Raw genomic sequence first — 17,484 nt, 5'->3', positions numbered from 1 at the left:
CCACCTTGCGTTACTGACGCTGGCTTGCGCCGTGATCTGCTCGCGCTTCGCTGAGAGGTTTTGTTAGCGGCTCTTAGCCAAGGAGTTTTTTGATGCCATCCCGACGCAACGTATTGAAACAGCTCGCAGCCATCGGTGCGCTGGCCGGGCTCGGCAACCTGCCCGGCAAAGCCTTCGCGGCCAATGGCACTAACCCGGAAGAGAGCGCATTGGCGAGCACCAACACGCCCTTTCATATGCCGGAAGAGTCGACATTCCAGACCCGGGTCTGGGTCGCCTTTGCCGCCAGTGCCGATATCTGGGGCCGCGACTACAAAGAGGTGCAGGCGACCATAGGGCGGCTGGTTAAAGCCATGACCCCTTACACCAAGGTGAGTGTGCTCTGCCGCGAAGAGGAGGAGGCGCTGGCCCGCCAACTCTGTGGCGAGCAGAACACCCGCTTTATCGTCGCCGAGCTGGACGATATCTGGCTGCGGGATACCGGTGGGGTCTTCGTCCAGAACGGCGAAGGGGAGCTGGGGCTGGTGGATTTCAACTTCAACGGCTGGGGCGACAAGCAGGAGCACGAACAGGATGCGGGGGTGGCCGAACTGGTCAGCCAGCAGGCGGATGCCCACTATCTGCAAAGCAAGCTGACTGGCGAGGGGGGCGGCATCGAGGTGGATGGCAACGGCACCGCCATCATGACCGAGAGCTGCTGGCTCAACAGCAACCGCAATCCGGGGGTGAGCAAGGCGCAACTGGAGGCAGAGCTGAAAGCCAATCTGGGGCTGCGCAAAATCATCTGGCTGCCGGGCATCAAGGGCAAGGACATCACAGATGCCCACGTCGATTTCTATGCCCGCTTCGTGCGCCCCGGGGTGGTGGTGGTCAATATGGACAACGATCCGGAATCCCACGACTACGAGGTGACCCGTCAACATATGGCCATCCTCAAGCAGGCCACCGATGCGGACGGCAACAAGCTGGAGCTGCATGTGCTGCCGCCCCCGCTCGATGTACGGGACAACCGCTTTAGCCGCAGCCGCGACTTCGCCGCCGGTTATATCAACTATCTGCCGATCAATGGCGCGGTGATCGCCCCCGAGTTTGGCGACAAGGCCGCCGACCGCTACTGCCACGAACTGCTTGCCCGCCTCTATCCCGGCCGCGACATCGTGCAGATCAATATTGATCCGGTCGCCGCCGGTGGCGGCGGCATTCACTGCATCACCCTCCACCAGCCGGCCTGACCCTCTCCTACCCACTGATAACCCGGGGCGTTGCCACGCTCCGGGTTATTGGTCTCCGCCCATTTCTGTTAACCACGCGCCCCTGACCCGCCGAAGCCCTTTATCTTGGCAAACTGAGCTAAATATTATCTCACCGAACTCATACTCCTGACTTTTTCAAGAAAATGAAGTGGAGCTAGTGAGTTCAGTTCCAGAAACAGGTGAAAATACCCTGATTTTTAAAATTTTTTGTGACAACCACCCTAGTAATTCGACTTTATACGGAAGGCTCTATTAACAGATAGTATCGCCTTCCATATAATCACTGCTATCTTACTAACGAACATCAATTCTGCGCTCGAGTAGTGAATGAAAGAAATAAAATTTGACGCTCTACGTATGCAGGCCTCATTTTGTGATGGGGTATATTCATTGAACATTTCAATAGCAAGTGGTTTCGCTGACTTTGTGGTTACAATCCCCTTGAGCCGTCCTGACTTCGAGGTTATAGAAAAAGACATAGAGCGTGCGGCTTTCCTTCAAGCCGCACTGCATGAGCCTTTTCAGCTTAGAGCAACGGCGCTTGATGAGGTGGAACTCCGGCGATACTTAGATGTGATTCTCCACGGTTCAAAACTCTGCGTAGAAGATTTTTTGACCAAAAAGGATCATGATGTCGCTAATGGTGCAATTTCGAATATGGTTCGCATAACATGTGGGAGAGAACAGTCGCTCATGCGCCAAGGAAAATGGTTCAGCAAATGATTCCGTATCGGTGAGATAATATAATACGCTAAACACATTAACTACATTTCCCTTGCGGCTTCGTTTTAACGACAATACTGTGTGCTACGGGTGTTAGTACTTAGGAGGAAAATTGGCTATAGAGGAAGTATGCTCTACCACCTTGATGTGGATTGAGCCCAAATTTATTATCCCAGCATTTATGGTTCTCTTATCCTCAGGACTTTTTCCACTTTTGTTACACAAATACAAAGTTAAGCGTGAGCGTGAAGAGAAATTATTTGACACTAGAAAAACTGAGTATCAAGGATATTTTAAGAAAATCGAAGAGGCTGCTCGCCTAGCAGGACAAGACTACGATCAATATTTAACTGAAACGTTTCCTAATGCAACAAGAAAACTTTATGAGTCTAACACTTCCCCAGAGGCCATAATCGAGTACCAAAAAACTCTTCATGACTTTACAAAGAGTATAAATGAGGGATTTCAAAAAACGACAAATGAACTCATTAGTTTAAGGATCGTTTGTAGTAAAGATCTGACACTTTTACTCGATGCGTTTGAAAGTACCTACCAAGAAATGATGCGTCTTCAACCTCAAATGCTGGCAGAGCTCAGAGCATCTATGACGATGGAATCATTTATTACGGGGCAATTTAATTTTGAAACGCAGAGCAAAGCCCAAATGACAGACTTGGGTATCTCTTTAGTAAACATACGGAATCAGATTATTTCTACCATGCGGCGCGAGCTTGGCTTTGAGTAACTGAAATTAGTGTCTATCAATTCTCCCGCTATAACAACCACTCGTCTTTCCCCTCTCTCAGATGCCGCTGATTCACGGAAATACCGGAACGGCGGCATCTCGATCGTCCGATTACGCTTCGCTAATCGAACCTACATGAGACTCTAATATGTGGTGAATGCAGTTTGATGCGGATCAGCCAATCTGACGCCATCGCCATAAACCACGATAGCCAAAAATAAAAGAGCCGCCCTTATGGGCGGCTCCTGGCATCAGCGATGGTGACTGATTCGTCTTGTTACCGAACCATCACTCGGCCTTGGGCGGTTCAACCGCCGCGGCCGCCGGTTGGTCATCTTCCTTGATCCAGGCATCCAGCAGGGTGTAGCCCACCGCCAGCACCACGGGGCCGATAAACAGGCCGATGATCCCCATGGTCAACAAGCCGCCGATAACCCCCACCAGAATGAGGATCAATGGCAAATTGGCGCCGCGTTTGATCAGGAAGGGGCGCAGGAAGTTGTCCATGGTGCCCGCAAACAGTGACCAGACCAGCAGGAAGGTTCCCCATGTGGTGTCGCCGCTCCAGTAGAGGTAGCCGATACAGGCCAGCAGCACCGGGAAGGGGCCGATCTGGGCGACGATCAGCAGGAACATCACCACCACCAGGATCATGGCGTAGGGGATACCGGCAATCAGCAGGCCGACACCGGCCACCGAGGATTGCACCAGCGCGGTCACCACCACCCCCATCGCCACGGCGCGGATCGCCTGTGAAGCGAGCACGGTGGCATTGTCACCCCGTTGCCCTGCCAGCCGGTGGGCGAAGCGGCGAATGCCGGTCGCCACCACTTCACCGGAGTGGTAGAGCAGGCCGCAGATACCGACCGTCAGCAGGAAGTGAACGAACAGCAGCCCCAGATTACCGGCCTGAGAGGCCAGCCAGCGGGCGGTCTGGCCAAAGTAGGGGGCCAGCTTGGCAAACAGCACCTGACCGCCGCTCGCCAGAATTTGCTGCCAGAACTCATAGAGCTTGCCGCCCACCAGCGGGATCTGTTGCAGCCAGAGCAACTCCGGCGGCGGCGACTGGCTGATACTGGTGCCCAGCTCGATCAGCATGGGCGCCTTCTCCGCCACATTGGCCAGCGTCATAAAGAGCGGGATGACAAACATCAGCAGCAGCACCAGCGTCATAAAGAGGGCCGCCAGCGAACGCTTGCCCCACAACAGCCGCTGCATCATCAGCATCAGCGGCCAGGTGGCGATGGTGATCATGGTGGCCCACACCAGCGCAGGCAGGAAGGGCTGCAACACCAAGAAACAGGAGATAATCAGGAGGCTGATAAACAGCACCCCGAGGGTTATCTTGGCCAAATCCACTTTTTTCACATTCATAGAGTTCCCTTGTCAGAGCCGTTGCCCTTGGGTCGTGTGTCGCATTTCAAGAAAGAGAGTATCCACCAGAGACCAGCGCTCAACCAGAGCCCCAGCCCGAAAAAGAGCACAAACTGACCAAGCAATATGGTCAGCGAACTGCTGGTCAGCAGCGGCAGAGCCCAGAGTCCCGCCCCGATCACCGCGCCCCCCGCCAGGGTGACCGCCCCGGTCAGGATGGGGGGATAACCGCCGCGAGTCAGAGAGCGCAAACCGCCAACCCAGAGCCCGAAGGCCGCCAGCCCGATCCCGGCCAGATGGGCCGACTGGCTCAGGCCAGCGCAAACCAGTGCAGCCGCGATCAGCAATCCCCAAGCGGATGAACGCTGATCCAGCCGCCAGTATGGGCGAACCGCCAGCAGCAAGGCTCCAATCAGCAGCCCCGCCGCCACATCGGAGATAAAGTGCACCCCGAGCCAGATCCGCGCCAGACCAGTGGTCAGCGCCAGCAGCAGTGCCAGCGAGTAGGCCAGCCCGCACCGGGCAGGCCAGAGCCAGCCAAGCAGCGCCCCCCAGAACAGCAGGGCCGAGGCGGTATGGCCGCTCGGCATGCCAAAGCCCTGGGCGCTCTGGGTTGCCAGCAGCGGTTGCAGATGGAAGGGGCGCGGCCAGCCAATCCCCTCCTTGCTCGCCTGCACCAGCAAGCCGAGCCAGAGCATGGCGAACAGCAGCTGGCGCAGTCGCGGCCACCCCAGCAGCGGGAGCAGCAAAGGTATCAGGGCAAGCTGAAAGCCGCCTGAACCAAACAGATTGCTGACCGACAACCACCAGACATCGGGCCCTAGCCACTGTTGCAGCCGCAGCATCAGCGGGATCTCGGCCTGATGTAGCCCATTGCCCTGCGCCACAAAATCGGCCTGCCAGCGCACCTCGCTCTCGGGCACCTTATCCAGTCGGGATTGCAGCCAGTCGAGCTGATCCGGGAAGCGGCGCTGCTCGCGGGGGAGCTGGTCAATGGCGATCAGCCGGGCGTTAAGGATCTCCCCGCCCAGATTGGGGGCCTTCAGCAGCGAGACAAAATCGGAATCTTGCTGGGCGACGATGGGTTCCAGCGTGCGGCAGGCGAAGATAAGCGCCCGCTGCCAGCGGCCCAACTCCTGCACCACCTCCCCCTGCAAGCCGGTCTCTTCATAGAGTTCGCGCAGTGCCGCCTGCTGCGGGCTCTCGCCGCCATCGATATAGCCACCGCTCAGGCTGTAGCGGGAGGAGATGCGATCCTGCACCAGCAACAGTTGACCCTGATGGCGGATGGCGCAGGCGGCCGCCGAGGGGGCCGAGGATGCCGCCGGTTCGGCGCTCACCGCAGGAACAGCGGCAATCAGCGTCAGCAACAGTAAAAAGAGGGTTCTCGACATCAATTTGCTTTCCCTATGCACAATGGCGACAAGCCTCCCAGAAATCAGATAGTTGGGCAATGGTAGCGGCCGGAGCGCCGCCGTTCCCGCCGCGCTGGCGGTGCACGGAAGATTGCGATGAAGCAGGGCACTCCCTACTATTGGCGGCTATCTTCAATTTCATGCAGCAAACGCTGGAGCCCTCCATGAGACAGTTCGGCTTTTTCCTCGGCATCGCCATCGGTGTCATTTTGATCCTGTTCGGCAGCATCGTCATCTTCCAGGCGCTTCCTGCCGCACTGGATGTACTGGAGATGCCAAGCCGCATCCCGTTCGTGCGCGAGGTCTACACCTGGCTGATGACCAGCGCCAACGGCCTGACCGCCCAGCTGGAGCAGAACTTCCTGGAAGCCTTCCAGACCGTGCTCAAGCTGATCCTGCTCATCACCTTCATGTGGGTCTGCGTCAAGCTGGTCAACATGGGGGTGCTGATTATCCGCGCCGGGGTTGATCTCATCCGCACCGCCATCGCCCACAGCGAAGGCCCCCACGACCAGAAGAAGCCGGATCAGCACGATCACTTCTGACTGAGCCGTGGTCAACGGATGTGAACGCTGCCGCCCCCAACCGGGGCGGCAGTGTTATATGCGCGGTATGAAGGCCCCTCCCAGCCCCCATGGATACCCGATAAAGCAGCGGCTTTCCCTTGTGAATCAGCAAACTGCCCATATGTTGCATCACCTTGACATGGTTTGCGCCCCGCGCTGCGGCGGCCCGGTTTCTATCCCGACCCCGTGCTCTGGTATAATCGACCACCTCTTTTCCCCGTTATGGAGCCTGTTCATGCCCAATCATGCAGAAAGTGCCCTCGAGGTTCGTCTCGACAAGTGGTTGTGGGCGGCCCGTTTCTACAAGACCCGCTCCATTGCGCGGGATCAGATAGACGGGGGCAAGGTGCACTACAATGGTCAGCGCAGCAAACCGGGCAAACAGGTGGAAGTGGGTGCACTGATCCGCTTCTGGCAGGGGCAGGACGAACGCGAAGTGCGGGTGCTGGCCTTGAGCGAGCAACGCAAATCGGCCCCGCTGGCCCAGCAGCTCTATGAAGAGACTGCCGAGAGCCTGAAAAAACGGGCCGAGAACAGCGAGGCGCGCCGCTTTAACAGCCAGTTTGCCCCCAGCCCCGAGCGCCGCCCCGACAAGCAGGAGCGACGCCAGTTGCTCAAGGTCAAACAGTACTGACCGACCCCGATTTGATACCGGGCTGGCATCAACCCCAGCCCGCCCGATTTACCTCACCGAAAAGCCAGGAATACATGATGAGCAACCAAGATCTGCTGTATCGCTATCTGTTTGAAGAGTACGAAGTGCGTGGCGAGCTGGTCCAGCTGGATCACACCTACCGCCACGTAGTGGAAGCCCAGAACTACCCGGTGCAGGTGCAAAAACTGCTGGGCGAGCTGCTGGTCGCCACCAGCCTGCTGACCGCCACCCTCAAGTTTGAAGGCTCCATCACGGTGCAACTGCAGGGCGATGGCCCGGTGCGTCTGGCCGTGATCAACGGTGACAACAACCAGCAGCTGCGCGGCGTGGCCCGCTATGAAGGGGAGCTGCCGAGCGATGGCAAGCTGCAGAGCCTGATTGGCAATGGCCAGCTGATCATCACCATCACCCCGGAGCAGGGCGAGCGCTATCAGGGCATCATCGCGCTGGACGCCGATACCCTGGCGGGCTGCCTGGAGCACTACTTCGCCCGCTCCGAACAGCTGGCCACCAAGCTGTGGATCCGTACCGGCTACCACGAAGGTGCGCCGCGCGCTGCCGGCATCATGCTGCAGGAGCTGCCCGCCCAGAGCGAGGATCACAGCAACGATTTCGATCACCTGACCCAGCTCACCAGCACCATCAAGGATGAAGAGCTGTTCGGCCTGCAGGCAGAAGAGATCCTCTACCGTCTCTACCATCAGGACAAGGTGCGGGTGTTCGATCCGCAGGCAGTCGAGTTCCGCTGCACTTGTTCCCGCGAGCGCTGTGAAGGGGCTCTGCTGCAGATAGAAAAGGAAGAGGTCATGGAGATGGTGCAGGAGCTCGGCAAGATCGACATGCACTGTGATTATTGCGGCGCCCAGTACCAATTTAATGGGATCGATGTCGAAACCCTGTTCAGCAGGGCTCCCGGCAATGATGCAAACCAGTTACACTAATTAAAGGCGGGCAAAACCCGCCTTTAACTTTAATAACAAAAAAATACCCTATTTTATAAAGTTTGATGGCGATCGCTAAACTCTACCACCTAAGTGATAGGATGACCGTCAGATAGAACCCTACCAACCTCTGAACCCAGGAGAATACAATGACAATCGTGGCAGAACCCACCCTGGCCCAACAATTAGGACTGGACCAGTACGGCATCAAAAACAGCCAAGAAATCGTTCGCAACCCCTCTTACGAGCAGCTTTTCGCGGAAGAGACACGCCCTGACCTGGAAGGGTTCGAGCGCGGTGTGGTGACCGAGCTGGGCGCCGTCAACGTAAACACCGGTATCTTCACCGGTCGCTCCCCGAAAGATAAATATATCGTCAAAGATGCCACTACCCAGGATACTGTGTGGTGGTCTGACCAGGGTAAAAACGATAACAAAGCCATTACCCCGGAAGTGTGGTCACATCTGAAAGGGCTGGTCACCAAACAGCTCTCCGGCAAGCGCCTGTTTGTGGTCGACGGTTTCTGCGGTGCCAACCCGGATACCCGCCTGGCCGTGCGCATCATCACCGAGGTGGCCTGGCAGGCACACTTCGTGAAAAACATGTTCATCCGTCCGAGCGATGAAGAGCTGAAAACCTTCAAGCCTGACTTCGTGGTGATGAACGGTGCCAAGTGCACCAACCCGAACTGGAAGGAGCAGGGTCTCAACTCCGAGAACTTTGTTGCCTTCAACATGACCGAGAAGATGCAGCTCATCGGTGGCACCTGGTACGGTGGCGAGATGAAGAAGGGCATGTTCTCCATGATGAACTACTTCCTGCCCCTGCGCGGCATTGCCTCCATGCACTGCTCCGCCAACGTGGGTCAGGACGGCGACGTCGCCATCTTCTTCGGCCTCTCCGGCACCGGCAAGACCACCCTCTCCACCGATCCCAAGCGTCAGCTGATCGGCGATGACGAGCACGGCTGGGATGACCACGGCGTGTTCAACTTCGAAGGGGGCTGCTACGCCAAGACCATCAAGCTCTCCGAAGAGGCCGAGCCGGACATCTATCACGCCATCCGTCGCGATGCGCTGCTGGAGAACGTCACCGTTGCTGCCGATGGCACCATCGACTTCGATGATGGCTCCAAGACCGAGAACACCCGCGTCTCCTACCCCATCTATCACATCGACAACATCGTCAAGCCGGTCTCCAAGGCAGGTCACGCCACCAAGGTGATCTTCCTGACTGCCGACGCCTTCGGCGTACTGCCCCCGGTCTCCAAGCTGACCAAGGAGCAGACCAAGTACCACTTCCTGTCTGGCTTCACCGCCAAGCTGGCCGGTACCGAGCGCGGCATCACAGAGCCGACTCCGACCTTCTCCTCCTGCTTCGGCGCAGCCTTCCTCTCCCTGCACCCGACCAAGTACGGTCAGGAGCTGGTGAAACGGATGGAAGCGGCAGGTGCAGAAGCCTATCTGGTCAACACCGGCTGGAACGGCACCGGCAAGCGCATCTCCATCAAGGATACCCGCGCCATCATCGACGCCATCCTGGATGGCTCCATCGAGAAGGCCGAGACCAAGGTGCTGCCGATCTTCAATCTGGAGATCCCGACCGCGCTGCACGATGTGAACCCGGCCATTCTCGACCCGCGCGACACTTACGCCGACAAGGCCGAGTGGGATGCCAAGGCCGTCGATCTGGCAGGGCGCTTCATCAAGAACTTCGAGCGCTTCACCGATAACGATGAAGGCAAACGTCTGGTTGCGGCAGGCCCGCAGCTGTAACAGGCTCGCTTCGTATCAGTGACATCATGCCGGTCAGCCACGCTGACCGGCATTTTTGTTTTTGTGACGGTCCCGAACGCCGCCATCGCCCCCGTTAAAGGGGCCAAAACCTTGCCTTTGCCTATTGTGACAGGTTAGATTCAGCCAAACTTTATACAATATACAATTCTGTAACGCCCAATCGTGACCCGACCATGACCCCACCCTACAAGACCCGAACCCAGATGGTGATGGAAAACCTCCGTGGCCGGATCCTCCGTGGGGAGTTCCCCGCTGGCGCCCCCTTGCGTCAGGATGCCATTGCCAAAGAGCTGGCCGTGAGCCGCATCCCGGTACGCGAAGCCCTGATGCAGCTGGAAGCGCAGGGGCTGGTGAAGTTCGAAGCCCATCGCGGCGCCGTGGTCACCATGCTGGACGCCTCGGCCATCGAAGAGCTCTTTTATTTGCGAGCGCTGCTGGAAGCCGATACCCTGTTTCACGCCGTCGACAAGATGACGGAAGCCACCTTCGCGCAAGCGGAGGCGATCCTCGCCCAGTTTGATCATGCCCTGGAGTCAGGCACCCAGATCGAACATTGGGCCGAGTTGAACCACAGCTTTCACGCCACCCTCTATCAGGCAGCCGGTCGCCCCCAGGCACTTGAACTGATCGCCCAGATCAATCTGAGCTGTGACCGCTATGTCCGCTTCGAGCTGCTGTTTGCCAGCGACGGCGTGGACAAGGCGGAGCGTGAACACGCCCAATTGCTGGAACTGTGCCGCGCCCGGCGCAAGCACGAGGCGGTGGTGCTGCTCAGGCAGCATATCGAAGCAGCGGGTCAGTCGATCAAGCGGATCCTGGCCAGCGGCCATAAAAACTGAACACTCATATAGCAACCATCTGGCACTAACGACATGAATAATTTCGAGATAATTGAAACCCGCGTCGCCCAAGTCAGGGCCGAGCTGGCCATGCAGGAGTTGGACGCCTTTATCGTCCCCCACGATGATGAGCACCTCGGCGAGTACATCCCCGCCTATGCCGAGCGGCTTGACTGGATCACCGGTTTCAACGGCTCTGCCGGAGTCGCCATCATCATGGCCCAGCGAGCAGCCCTCTTTGTCGATGGTCGCTATACGGTGCAGGCGCGGATGCAAACTCCCGCCGAACTGTTCGAATTCCTCCACCTCATTGAAAATCCTCATGTGCAGTGGCTGGCCGAACAGCTGCCGTCAGGCTCCCGGGTCGGCTTCGATGCCCGCCTGCACAGCCTGACCTGGTACAAGAATGCCAAAGCCGTGCTGGCCGATCGCGGTATCGAGCTGGTGCGGGTCGAGCAGAACCCCATCGACCTGAACTGGAGCGATCGCCCGGAGCCGACCAAGAGCCCGGTCATCCTCTACAGCGAGGAGCTGGCGGGCCAGTCCAGCCAGTCCAAACGTGAACAGCTGGCGGCCGACCTGCGCAAGCGCGGGTTGGATGCCGTGCTGCTGACCCAGGCCGAGCCCATCAACTGGCTGCTCAACTTGCGTGGCCGCGACATCGACCGGCTGCCGGTGGTGCTGGGCTTTGCGGTGCTCTACGCCAACACCAGCATGGATTTCTTCGTCGATACCGACAAAATTGACTGCTTCGCCTTCACCCAACACGTGGGGCAGGATGTCTCTGTCTACCCCATCGACAAGCTGGGCGATGTGCTGCAACGCATCGGTGAAGATCAGCAGAAGGTGCTGGCCGATCCGGACAGCGCCAACGCCTGGACCCAGCTCGTCATGGAAGAGGCGGGCGCCATTCTGGTGGCAGGGCAAGACCCCACCATGCTGCCGAAAGCGTGCAAGAACGAGATCGAGCTGACCGGCATGCGTGCCGCTCACCTGCGCGATGGCGTGGCCATGACCCGCTTCCTCGCCTGGCTGGATCGGCTGGTCGCCTCCGGCGAGTTCGAAGGGGTGGATGAAGGCACCCTGGCCGATCAGGTGGAAGCGTTCCGCCGCGAGCAAGAGCACTACGTCGAGCCGAGCTTCGATACCATCTCCGCGCTCGGCCCCAACGCCGCCATGTGCCACTACCACCACACCAACGGCACCCCGCGCGCGTTTGGCCAGGACAGCCTCTATCTGCTGGACTCCGGCGCCCAGTATATGGATGGCACCACCGACATCACCCGCACCATCAAGGTGGGTGAGGTGAGCGACGAGCAGAAAGCGATGTTTACCCGGGTGCTGCAAGGCCATATCGCGCTGGATCAGGCCCGCTTCCCCCGTGGTACCGCCGGGATCCAGCTCGACGTGCTGGCCCGCATGCCGCTGTGGCAAGCCGGTTACAACTACGACCACGGCACCGGCCACGGCGTCGGCCACTTCCTGAGTGTCCACGAAGGACCCCAGCGCATCGCGCCGAAAGGGAGCATGGTTGCCCTGCAACCGGGCATGGTGCTCTCCAACGAGCCGGGCTACTACCGTGAAGATGGCTTCGGCATCCGCTGCGAGAACCTGGTAGTCGTGACCGAGCTGGAACAGGTTGGCGAGCTGCCGATGCTGGGCTTCGAGCGTCTGACCTACGTGCCGTTCGATACCCGCCTGATCGACCGCAGCCTGCTGAGCCCGGCCGAATTCCGCTGGATCAACGAATACCATGTCGAGGTGTTCCGCCGCCTGAGCCCGCTGCTCGAAGGCGAGGATCTCGCCTGGCTGGAGCAGGCAACCAGCCTCATCTGATGACACAGGGCCTGCGGGCCCTGTTTTTTATCCCCCCTTTTGACCTGTATCAACACCCAAAGCGAGCAGGTCAGGAGAATGGCGGCCATGAAAAGTCATCATGCCAGCCCAGCCCGGGGCTCACACGCCGCAGCCAGCAAAAAGGCGAGTGACCATCCCAGACTCATGCGCGAGCAGCAGACGGTCAGCGCCATGATCCGCCTCTACTGCCAGCACCATCATCAGGATCCCCATTGCCGCCACTGTCGCCAGTTGCGGGATTTCGCCCATCAGCGCCTGCGTCGCTGCCGTTATGGCCACGGCCACAAACCCACCTGTGCCAACTGCAATATCCACTGCTACGCACCGGCGATGCGCAAACAGATCCAGCAGGTGATGAAGTGGAGCGGCCCGCGCATGTTGCTGCGCCACCCCTGGCTCACCCTCCGCCACCTGCTCGACGGCTTTCGCAAGGCCCCCAAACTGCCCCAGAGCCGCCCCCTGCCGCCATAACCGCCAATCCCTTGCATCCGGCAGGGGATGACCACTACCCTATGACTCCTTTTTTGCCGTTGACCCCAAGGTCAGCGGCGTTGCCGATCCGTTTGCTGCCAATGGAGCCCTGATGCACCACAACCCGCCCCTGCTACGCACCGCTACCCACCATGACATGCACGCCATCTGGCAGATCGATGCCAAGGTGTTTGGCGAAGATGTCTATCCCGCCTTCTTCTTCCGTCAGGCGATGGATTTGTGGCCCGAGTTGTTGCTGGTGGCCGAATACGAGGGGCAGCTGGTGGGGTATGTACTGGGGGGATTCGGTCAGGAGCGGTCGCAAGGCTGGGTGCTCTCGCTGGCGGTGCTGCCCGAGGCGCGCGGTTTCGGCCTCGCGGAGCGGATGATGCGCCAGATGGAGGCCAACCAGCAGGCGCTGCAGATCAGCGAACTGCGGCTCACGGTCGATCCGGTCAATCCGGCCCAGCGCCTCTACTACCGGCTCGGTTACACATTGCAGGCGGAAATAGCCGACTATTTCGGCCCCGGAGAAGACCGTCTGCTGCTGGTTAAAACCCTCTCCGGTACAGCTGCGATTCAAGGACAAAACCGGTTACAGAACGCATAATTGGTTACATTTTGCCGATTTCATGTGTGACGGGGTTGGAGTAAAGTTCACTCATCAACCGGATTGTTCAAATTACGTGCAGCCCAGGAGGCCCACCATGTTGAAGCGTATGACCCTTATTGCCCTGCTGGCAGCAACCACCATCACCGGATGCGCCAACAGTGACGTTTACTCTGGCGATGTCTACACCAAGGACCGCGCCAAACAGGTGCAGACCGTCAGCTACGGCACCATCATCTCTACCCGCCCGGTGAAGATCCAGGCCGATGAGAACTCCCTGATTGGCACCATTGGCGGCGCCGTGGTCGGTGGCCTGCTGGGCAGCACAGTCGGTGGCGGCACCGGACGCGACATCGCAGCCGCAGGCGGCGCCATCGCAGGTGCTGCGGCAGGCAACGCCATCGGCAACAAGATGAATCAGGTCGACGGCGTCGAGCTGGAGATCAAGAAAGAGAACGGCGAAGCCATCGTGGTCGTGCAGAAAGCCAGCCCCACCTTCACCCCGGGCGCCCGTGTACGCATGACTCAGGGCAATGGCAGCATCAACGTGGCCGTCGTGAACTAAGCGTGTGAACTCAGGCTTTGCAGCTTTCGAGTCATAAAAAAACCGCCGATCCCGGCGGTTTTTTTGTTGTCTGGCATTCGGGATTACATGCTGTAAGCCTTCTCGCCGTGGGAGGTGACATCCAGCCCTTCCCGCTCGGCATCACCGTTCACTCGCAGACCCACCAGCATGTCGACCGCCTTGAAGGCAATCGCCGCCACGGCACCGGACCAGAGCAGAGTGACACCGACCCCGATAGCCTGGATCTTCACCTGAGTCAGGATGGAGTAACCCTCGGCAACCTGATTGGTGACATAGTCCCACACCCCGGTGCCGCCCAGATCCGGGCTGGCAAAGACGCCGGTCAGCAGGGCGCCGAGAATACCGCACACCCCATGTACGCCAAACACGTCCAGACTGTCATCGGCACCCAGCAGGCGCTTGAGACCGTGGACCCCCCACAGACCCGCCACACCACTGATCAGGCCCATCACCAGACCACCGCCCACACCGACGAAACCGGCCGCCGGGGTGATCACCACCAGACCGGACACCGCACCGGATGCCGCCCCCAGCAGGGAGGGACGTCCCTTCATCACCCACTCTGCCAAGGTCCAAGAGAGCGCGGCCGCAGCCGGCGCCACCCAGGTGTTGATAAAGGCGAGTGCGGCGATACCGTTGGCTTCCAGCGCGGAGCCCGCGTTGAAACCGAACCAGCCGAACCAGAGCAGGGAGGCGCCGATCATGGTCATGGTCAGGCTGTGGGGGGTCATGGGATCACGACCGTAGCCCAGACGCTTGCCCACCAGATAGGCGCCCACCAGACCCGCCACGGCGGCGTTGATGTGCACTACAGTGCCGCCAGCAAAGTCCAGCGCACCATGCTGGAACAGATAACCGGCAGTGGCGGTCGCAGTTGCTGCAGCCTCGGCGCTGGTATAGGCATCCGGACCCGCCCAGTACCACACCATATGAGCCAGCGGGATATAGGCGAAGGTGAACCAGATCACCGAGAAGAGCAGCACGGCAGCGAACTTGATGCGCTCGGCAAACGCCCCCACGATAAGGCCGCAGGTGATGGCGGCAAAGGCCCCCTGGAACACCACATAGATCAGCTCGCTGATCCCGACACCCTTGCTGAAGGTGGCGGCGATGGAGTCAGGTGTCACCCCCTTGAGCAGCACCTTGCTGAAGGAGCCGTAGAAATTGCCCCCCTCGGTAAAGGCCAGCGAATAGCCGTAGATCACCCAGAGCACGCAGATAAGGCAGAACAGGGTAAAGACCTGCATCAGCACACTCAGCATGTTTTTGGCCCGCACCAGACCACCGTAGAAGAGGGCAAGACCGGGGATCGACATCAGGATCACCAGGGCCGCCGAGAGCAGCATCCAGGTGTTGTCACCCTTGTTGATTGTCATGGCGGCAACCGGAGCCACCGCAGCCTGTACCTGAGCGACCTCTTCGGCCCAACTTGGGGTAACCAGCAAGGCAGGCAACATCGTCAGACCCGCCATCATCCATTTTTTGACCATAGAGCACTCTCCTTCCCTGTCGTACCGGTACAAGACCGGCTCCGTTTCCCTGATTGAATCTGTGGCGAACCGCAAGGTGTTGCTGCAACCCGCCAGAATCACACCCGCGCCCTGCACGGGGATGTCTCTTGCCACTTCCTCATCACTGCGTCTGCCATCGATGACCGCAAGAGACCGTCTGACATGTAAAAAGCATAAAGCGGGCCACAAATTAAAATCCTTTTAAATCATGGCATTAATGAGATTGCGCATCATCAACGCACCAATTTGGCGCATGAACTGCGCTAACCTGCCCAGGGTCGCCCTGTCGCAGGGCAGCCGATACTTCACGCACCAGAAGTGCGCAAACCCTGAGCCAGCCCACAAGCTGACGTTATCGATATCGCGCGCGGCGGGCCCGCTCGTTTACACTGACAGACCAGCCGTTTCCTGTTATCCGACCACGGCATGCCATTACGCAGCCTCTTGTTTGCAACCTGATGGCAGTCCCAATCCGAGGAACACCATGCAGTTCGATCGTCTCGACATCAGCCTCTCCCACTACCGTCATCTCGACCGGGAGCATCGCGCCCACATCGCGCTGCTGGGGATAGTGATGCTGGCCATCATGGCCCTTCATCTGTTGCTGTTGCCCCACTTCCCTTACGAGCGTTTTTACGCCGTCAGCTTTGGCTTCGAGGTGATCAACTGGCTCACCATGCTGTTCCTGTTCTGGGTGGTGCAGTGCGCCCACCTGCCCACCCACACCTACCGCATGCTCTCCTGCGGTCTGATGTTGTGGATCATGGGGGCCACCGCCGACATCATGGATGAACTGGTGGCGCAGCCACTCTGGCTCGCCATCTATGCCGAGGATCTGCTGCGCTCCAGCGGCATCCTGCTCAGCAGCATCGGTATCCTGAGCACCATGCACCACCTCTTCCACATCAATACCCAGCTCAGACAGCAGGCGTTGTTCGACGATCTGACCCGACTGCCAAACCGGCGCTACTTTCATCAGCAGCTGTTTCTGGAGCAGGGGATTTGCCACGCCCTCATCCTGCTGGATCTGGATCACTTCAAGCTGATCAATGACAACTACGGCCACGATATCGGGGATCGGGTGTTGCAGCAGTTTGGCGAGCTGTTGCAACAGCACTGCCCACCGGGTGCGCTGGCGGCCCGCGTCGGTGGTGAAGAGTTTGCCCTGCTGCTGCCCGTCGCTCACGAAGCCGATTTGCAGCAACTGACCAACACCCTGCTCACTGCGACCCGCACCATAGCCCCCGACCCGACCCATACCATGACGGTCAGTCTGGGGATGGGGATCCGCGAGCCCGGGGAGCCGGCCGTCTCGCTGTTCAAACGGGTGGATCAGGCGCTTTATGGCGCCAAGGAGGCGGGTAGAAACTGCGCGGTATGGGCGACGCCGACTAATAAAGAGGCGTGAAGAGCTGCCGGTTGATTGCCGGTCACTGCGGAACATTGCTGCTGAAACAGGGGCCCAGGGGCCCCTGTTTTATGGGGGGAAATCCCCCCACCTAAAAGCGGAAGGTAAGACCGATATTGGCCTGCCACTGGGTCACCAGCTCCCCGCGTACCTTGAACACGCACTGCTCCGGGTTGCAGAGAAACTGGTTGTTGTCGTTGACCAGCGAGCCATAACCGCGCACCTCAGCCCGCAGCGCCAGATGCTCGGCGAGGCGCGGTTGCACCCCGAGCGCCAGCGACATGGAAGGGGTCACCTCGCTGTCGTAGGCGGCAAAGCGGGTCACCCCGATCCCGGCGCCGATGTAGGGCGCCATCAGGTTGTCAGAGAGGGTCAGCGCACCGGCAAAGTGCAGGGTGTCCACCGTCAGGCGGTCAGGCTGGTCGGGAGAGAGGGTGGTGGACTGATGGCTGTAGAGCAGCTCAATCATGCCGGGATCATCCACCTCCTTGCTGATAAAGAGGCCCCAGCTGCCGGAGCTCTGTCCCTGCAGTGAATCAAACGATGCAGAAAGCGGCACCGGCTGCACCACATCGTCACTCTTCTCGAAGTCGATGGCTGAGCTGTAGCCGAAAAATGGCGTCACCTGCCAACCGGATGTGGTCGCGGCCTCGCTACTCCAGGCCTGCCCCAGTGGCAGCAACAGCCCCATCATCACTATCCCGGCTCTCTTCATCATCATCCCCTGCTCCCTG

17 protein-coding genes are annotated in these 17,484 nt (G+C 59.2%); 13 read left to right on the top strand and 4 right to left on the bottom strand.

The window, feature by feature from the left end; all coding sequences use genetic code 11:
- Positions 1 to 92 precede the first annotated feature (92 nt).
- The 3 genes from NOM06_RS18995 (at position 93) to NOM06_RS18985 (ending at position 2,721) form a co-directional block, all read left to right on the top strand.
- Complete coding sequence (locus NOM06_RS18995) at positions 93 to 1,232, top strand: agmatine/peptidylarginine deiminase (RefSeq protein ID WP_255912747.1); 1,140 nt, start codon at positions 93 to 95, stop codon at positions 1,230 to 1,232.
- A gap of 348 nt (positions 1,233 to 1,580) precedes the next feature.
- Complete coding sequence (locus tag NOM06_RS18990; protein WP_255912746.1) at positions 1,581 to 1,976, top strand: hypothetical protein; 396 nt, start codon at positions 1,581 to 1,583, stop codon at positions 1,974 to 1,976.
- 112 nt (positions 1,977 to 2,088) lie between these two features.
- The gene (locus tag NOM06_RS18985; protein WP_255912745.1) at positions 2,089 to 2,721 is read left to right on the top strand and encodes a hypothetical protein; all 633 of its coding nucleotides are present in this window, start codon (positions 2,089 to 2,091) and stop codon (positions 2,719 to 2,721) included.
- A gap of 288 nt (positions 2,722 to 3,009) precedes the next feature.
- Here NOM06_RS18985 and ydiK read toward each other — a convergent pair whose 3' ends face one another.
- On the bottom strand, positions 3,010 to 4,095 hold the full coding sequence (gene ydiK / locus NOM06_RS18980) for an AI-2E family transporter YdiK (protein WP_255912744.1): 1,086 nt from the start codon (positions 4,093 to 4,095) through the stop codon (positions 3,010 to 3,012).
- Positions 4,092 to 5,489: a phosphatase PAP2 family protein gene (locus tag NOM06_RS18975; protein ID WP_255912743.1), complete on the bottom strand. Its 1,398-nt coding sequence runs from the start codon at positions 5,487 to 5,489 to the stop codon at positions 4,092 to 4,094. The genes ydiK and NOM06_RS18975 overlap by 4 nt, the downstream gene beginning before the upstream one ends.
- A 185-nt stretch (positions 5,490 to 5,674) precedes the next feature.
- Here NOM06_RS18975 and NOM06_RS18970 point away from each other — a divergent pair, with 185 nt between their 5' ends.
- The 9 genes from NOM06_RS18970 (at position 5,675) to NOM06_RS18930 (ending at position 13,810) form a co-directional block, all read left to right on the top strand.
- Complete coding sequence (locus tag NOM06_RS18970) at positions 5,675 to 6,055, top strand: hypothetical protein (protein ID WP_005340143.1); 381 nt, start codon at positions 5,675 to 5,677, stop codon at positions 6,053 to 6,055.
- A 256-nt stretch (positions 6,056 to 6,311) separates the two neighbouring features.
- Positions 6,312 to 6,710 (top strand): ribosome-associated heat shock protein Hsp15, encoded by a 399-nt coding sequence (gene hslR, locus NOM06_RS18965; protein ID WP_005340141.1) that lies wholly within the window; start codon positions 6,312 to 6,314, stop codon positions 6,708 to 6,710.
- Between the two features lie 77 nt (positions 6,711 to 6,787).
- The gene (gene hslO, locus NOM06_RS18960; RefSeq protein WP_005340140.1) at positions 6,788 to 7,672 is read left to right on the top strand and encodes an Hsp33 family molecular chaperone HslO; all 885 of its coding nucleotides are present in this window, start codon (positions 6,788 to 6,790) and stop codon (positions 7,670 to 7,672) included.
- Positions 7,673 to 7,821: 149 nt separating this feature from the next.
- Positions 7,822 to 9,447, top strand: coding sequence for a phosphoenolpyruvate carboxykinase (ATP) (pckA, locus tag NOM06_RS18955; RefSeq protein ID WP_005340139.1), 1,626 nt, complete (start codon positions 7,822 to 7,824; stop codon positions 9,445 to 9,447).
- A gap of 194 nt (positions 9,448 to 9,641) precedes the next feature.
- On the top strand, positions 9,642 to 10,307 hold the full coding sequence (locus tag NOM06_RS18950) for a GntR family transcriptional regulator (RefSeq protein WP_005340138.1): 666 nt from the start codon (positions 9,642 to 9,644) through the stop codon (positions 10,305 to 10,307).
- A gap of 33 nt (positions 10,308 to 10,340) precedes the next feature.
- Positions 10,341 to 12,143 (top strand): aminopeptidase P family protein, encoded by a 1,803-nt coding sequence (locus NOM06_RS18945; RefSeq protein ID WP_255912742.1) that lies wholly within the window; start codon positions 10,341 to 10,343, stop codon positions 12,141 to 12,143.
- A gap of 87 nt (positions 12,144 to 12,230) precedes the next feature.
- Positions 12,231 to 12,635, top strand: coding sequence for a nitrous oxide-stimulated promoter family protein (locus NOM06_RS18940; RefSeq protein WP_005340128.1), 405 nt, complete (start codon positions 12,231 to 12,233; stop codon positions 12,633 to 12,635).
- 112 nt (positions 12,636 to 12,747) lie between these two features.
- Positions 12,748 to 13,245, top strand: a complete 498-nt coding sequence (locus tag NOM06_RS18935) for a GNAT family N-acetyltransferase (RefSeq protein ID WP_255912741.1) — start codon at positions 12,748 to 12,750, stop codon at positions 13,243 to 13,245.
- A gap of 97 nt (positions 13,246 to 13,342) precedes the next feature.
- Entirely contained in the window at positions 13,343 to 13,810 is a 468-nt protein-coding gene (locus NOM06_RS18930) for a glycine zipper 2TM domain-containing protein (RefSeq protein WP_005340126.1), read from the top strand.
- A gap of 83 nt (positions 13,811 to 13,893) precedes the next feature.
- Here NOM06_RS18930 and amt read toward each other — a convergent pair whose 3' ends face one another.
- Positions 13,894 to 15,321: an ammonium transporter gene (gene amt, locus NOM06_RS18925; protein ID WP_005355035.1), complete on the bottom strand. Its 1,428-nt coding sequence runs from the start codon at positions 15,319 to 15,321 to the stop codon at positions 13,894 to 13,896.
- Between the two features lie 505 nt (positions 15,322 to 15,826).
- Between amt and NOM06_RS18920 the strand changes: the two genes are divergently transcribed.
- A complete protein-coding gene (locus tag NOM06_RS18920; protein ID WP_255912740.1) occupies positions 15,827 to 16,750 on the top strand; it encodes a GGDEF domain-containing protein in 924 nt (307 codons plus the stop codon).
- Positions 16,751 to 16,841: 91 nt separating this feature from the next.
- On the opposite strand, the gene NOM06_RS18915 is transcribed toward NOM06_RS18920, so the two are convergent.
- Complete coding sequence (locus NOM06_RS18915; protein ID WP_255912748.1) at positions 16,842 to 17,465, bottom strand: outer membrane beta-barrel protein; 624 nt, start codon at positions 17,463 to 17,465, stop codon at positions 16,842 to 16,844.
- Positions 17,466 to 17,484 lie beyond the last annotated feature (19 nt).

The organism is Aeromonas sp. JL9 (assembly GCF_024436075.1).
Lineage (GTDB): Bacteria > Pseudomonadota > Gammaproteobacteria > Enterobacterales > Aeromonadaceae > Aeromonas > Aeromonas veronii.
Note: the sequence above shows the minus strand (reverse complement) of the source record. Positions and strands in the feature narration are given on the sequence as shown.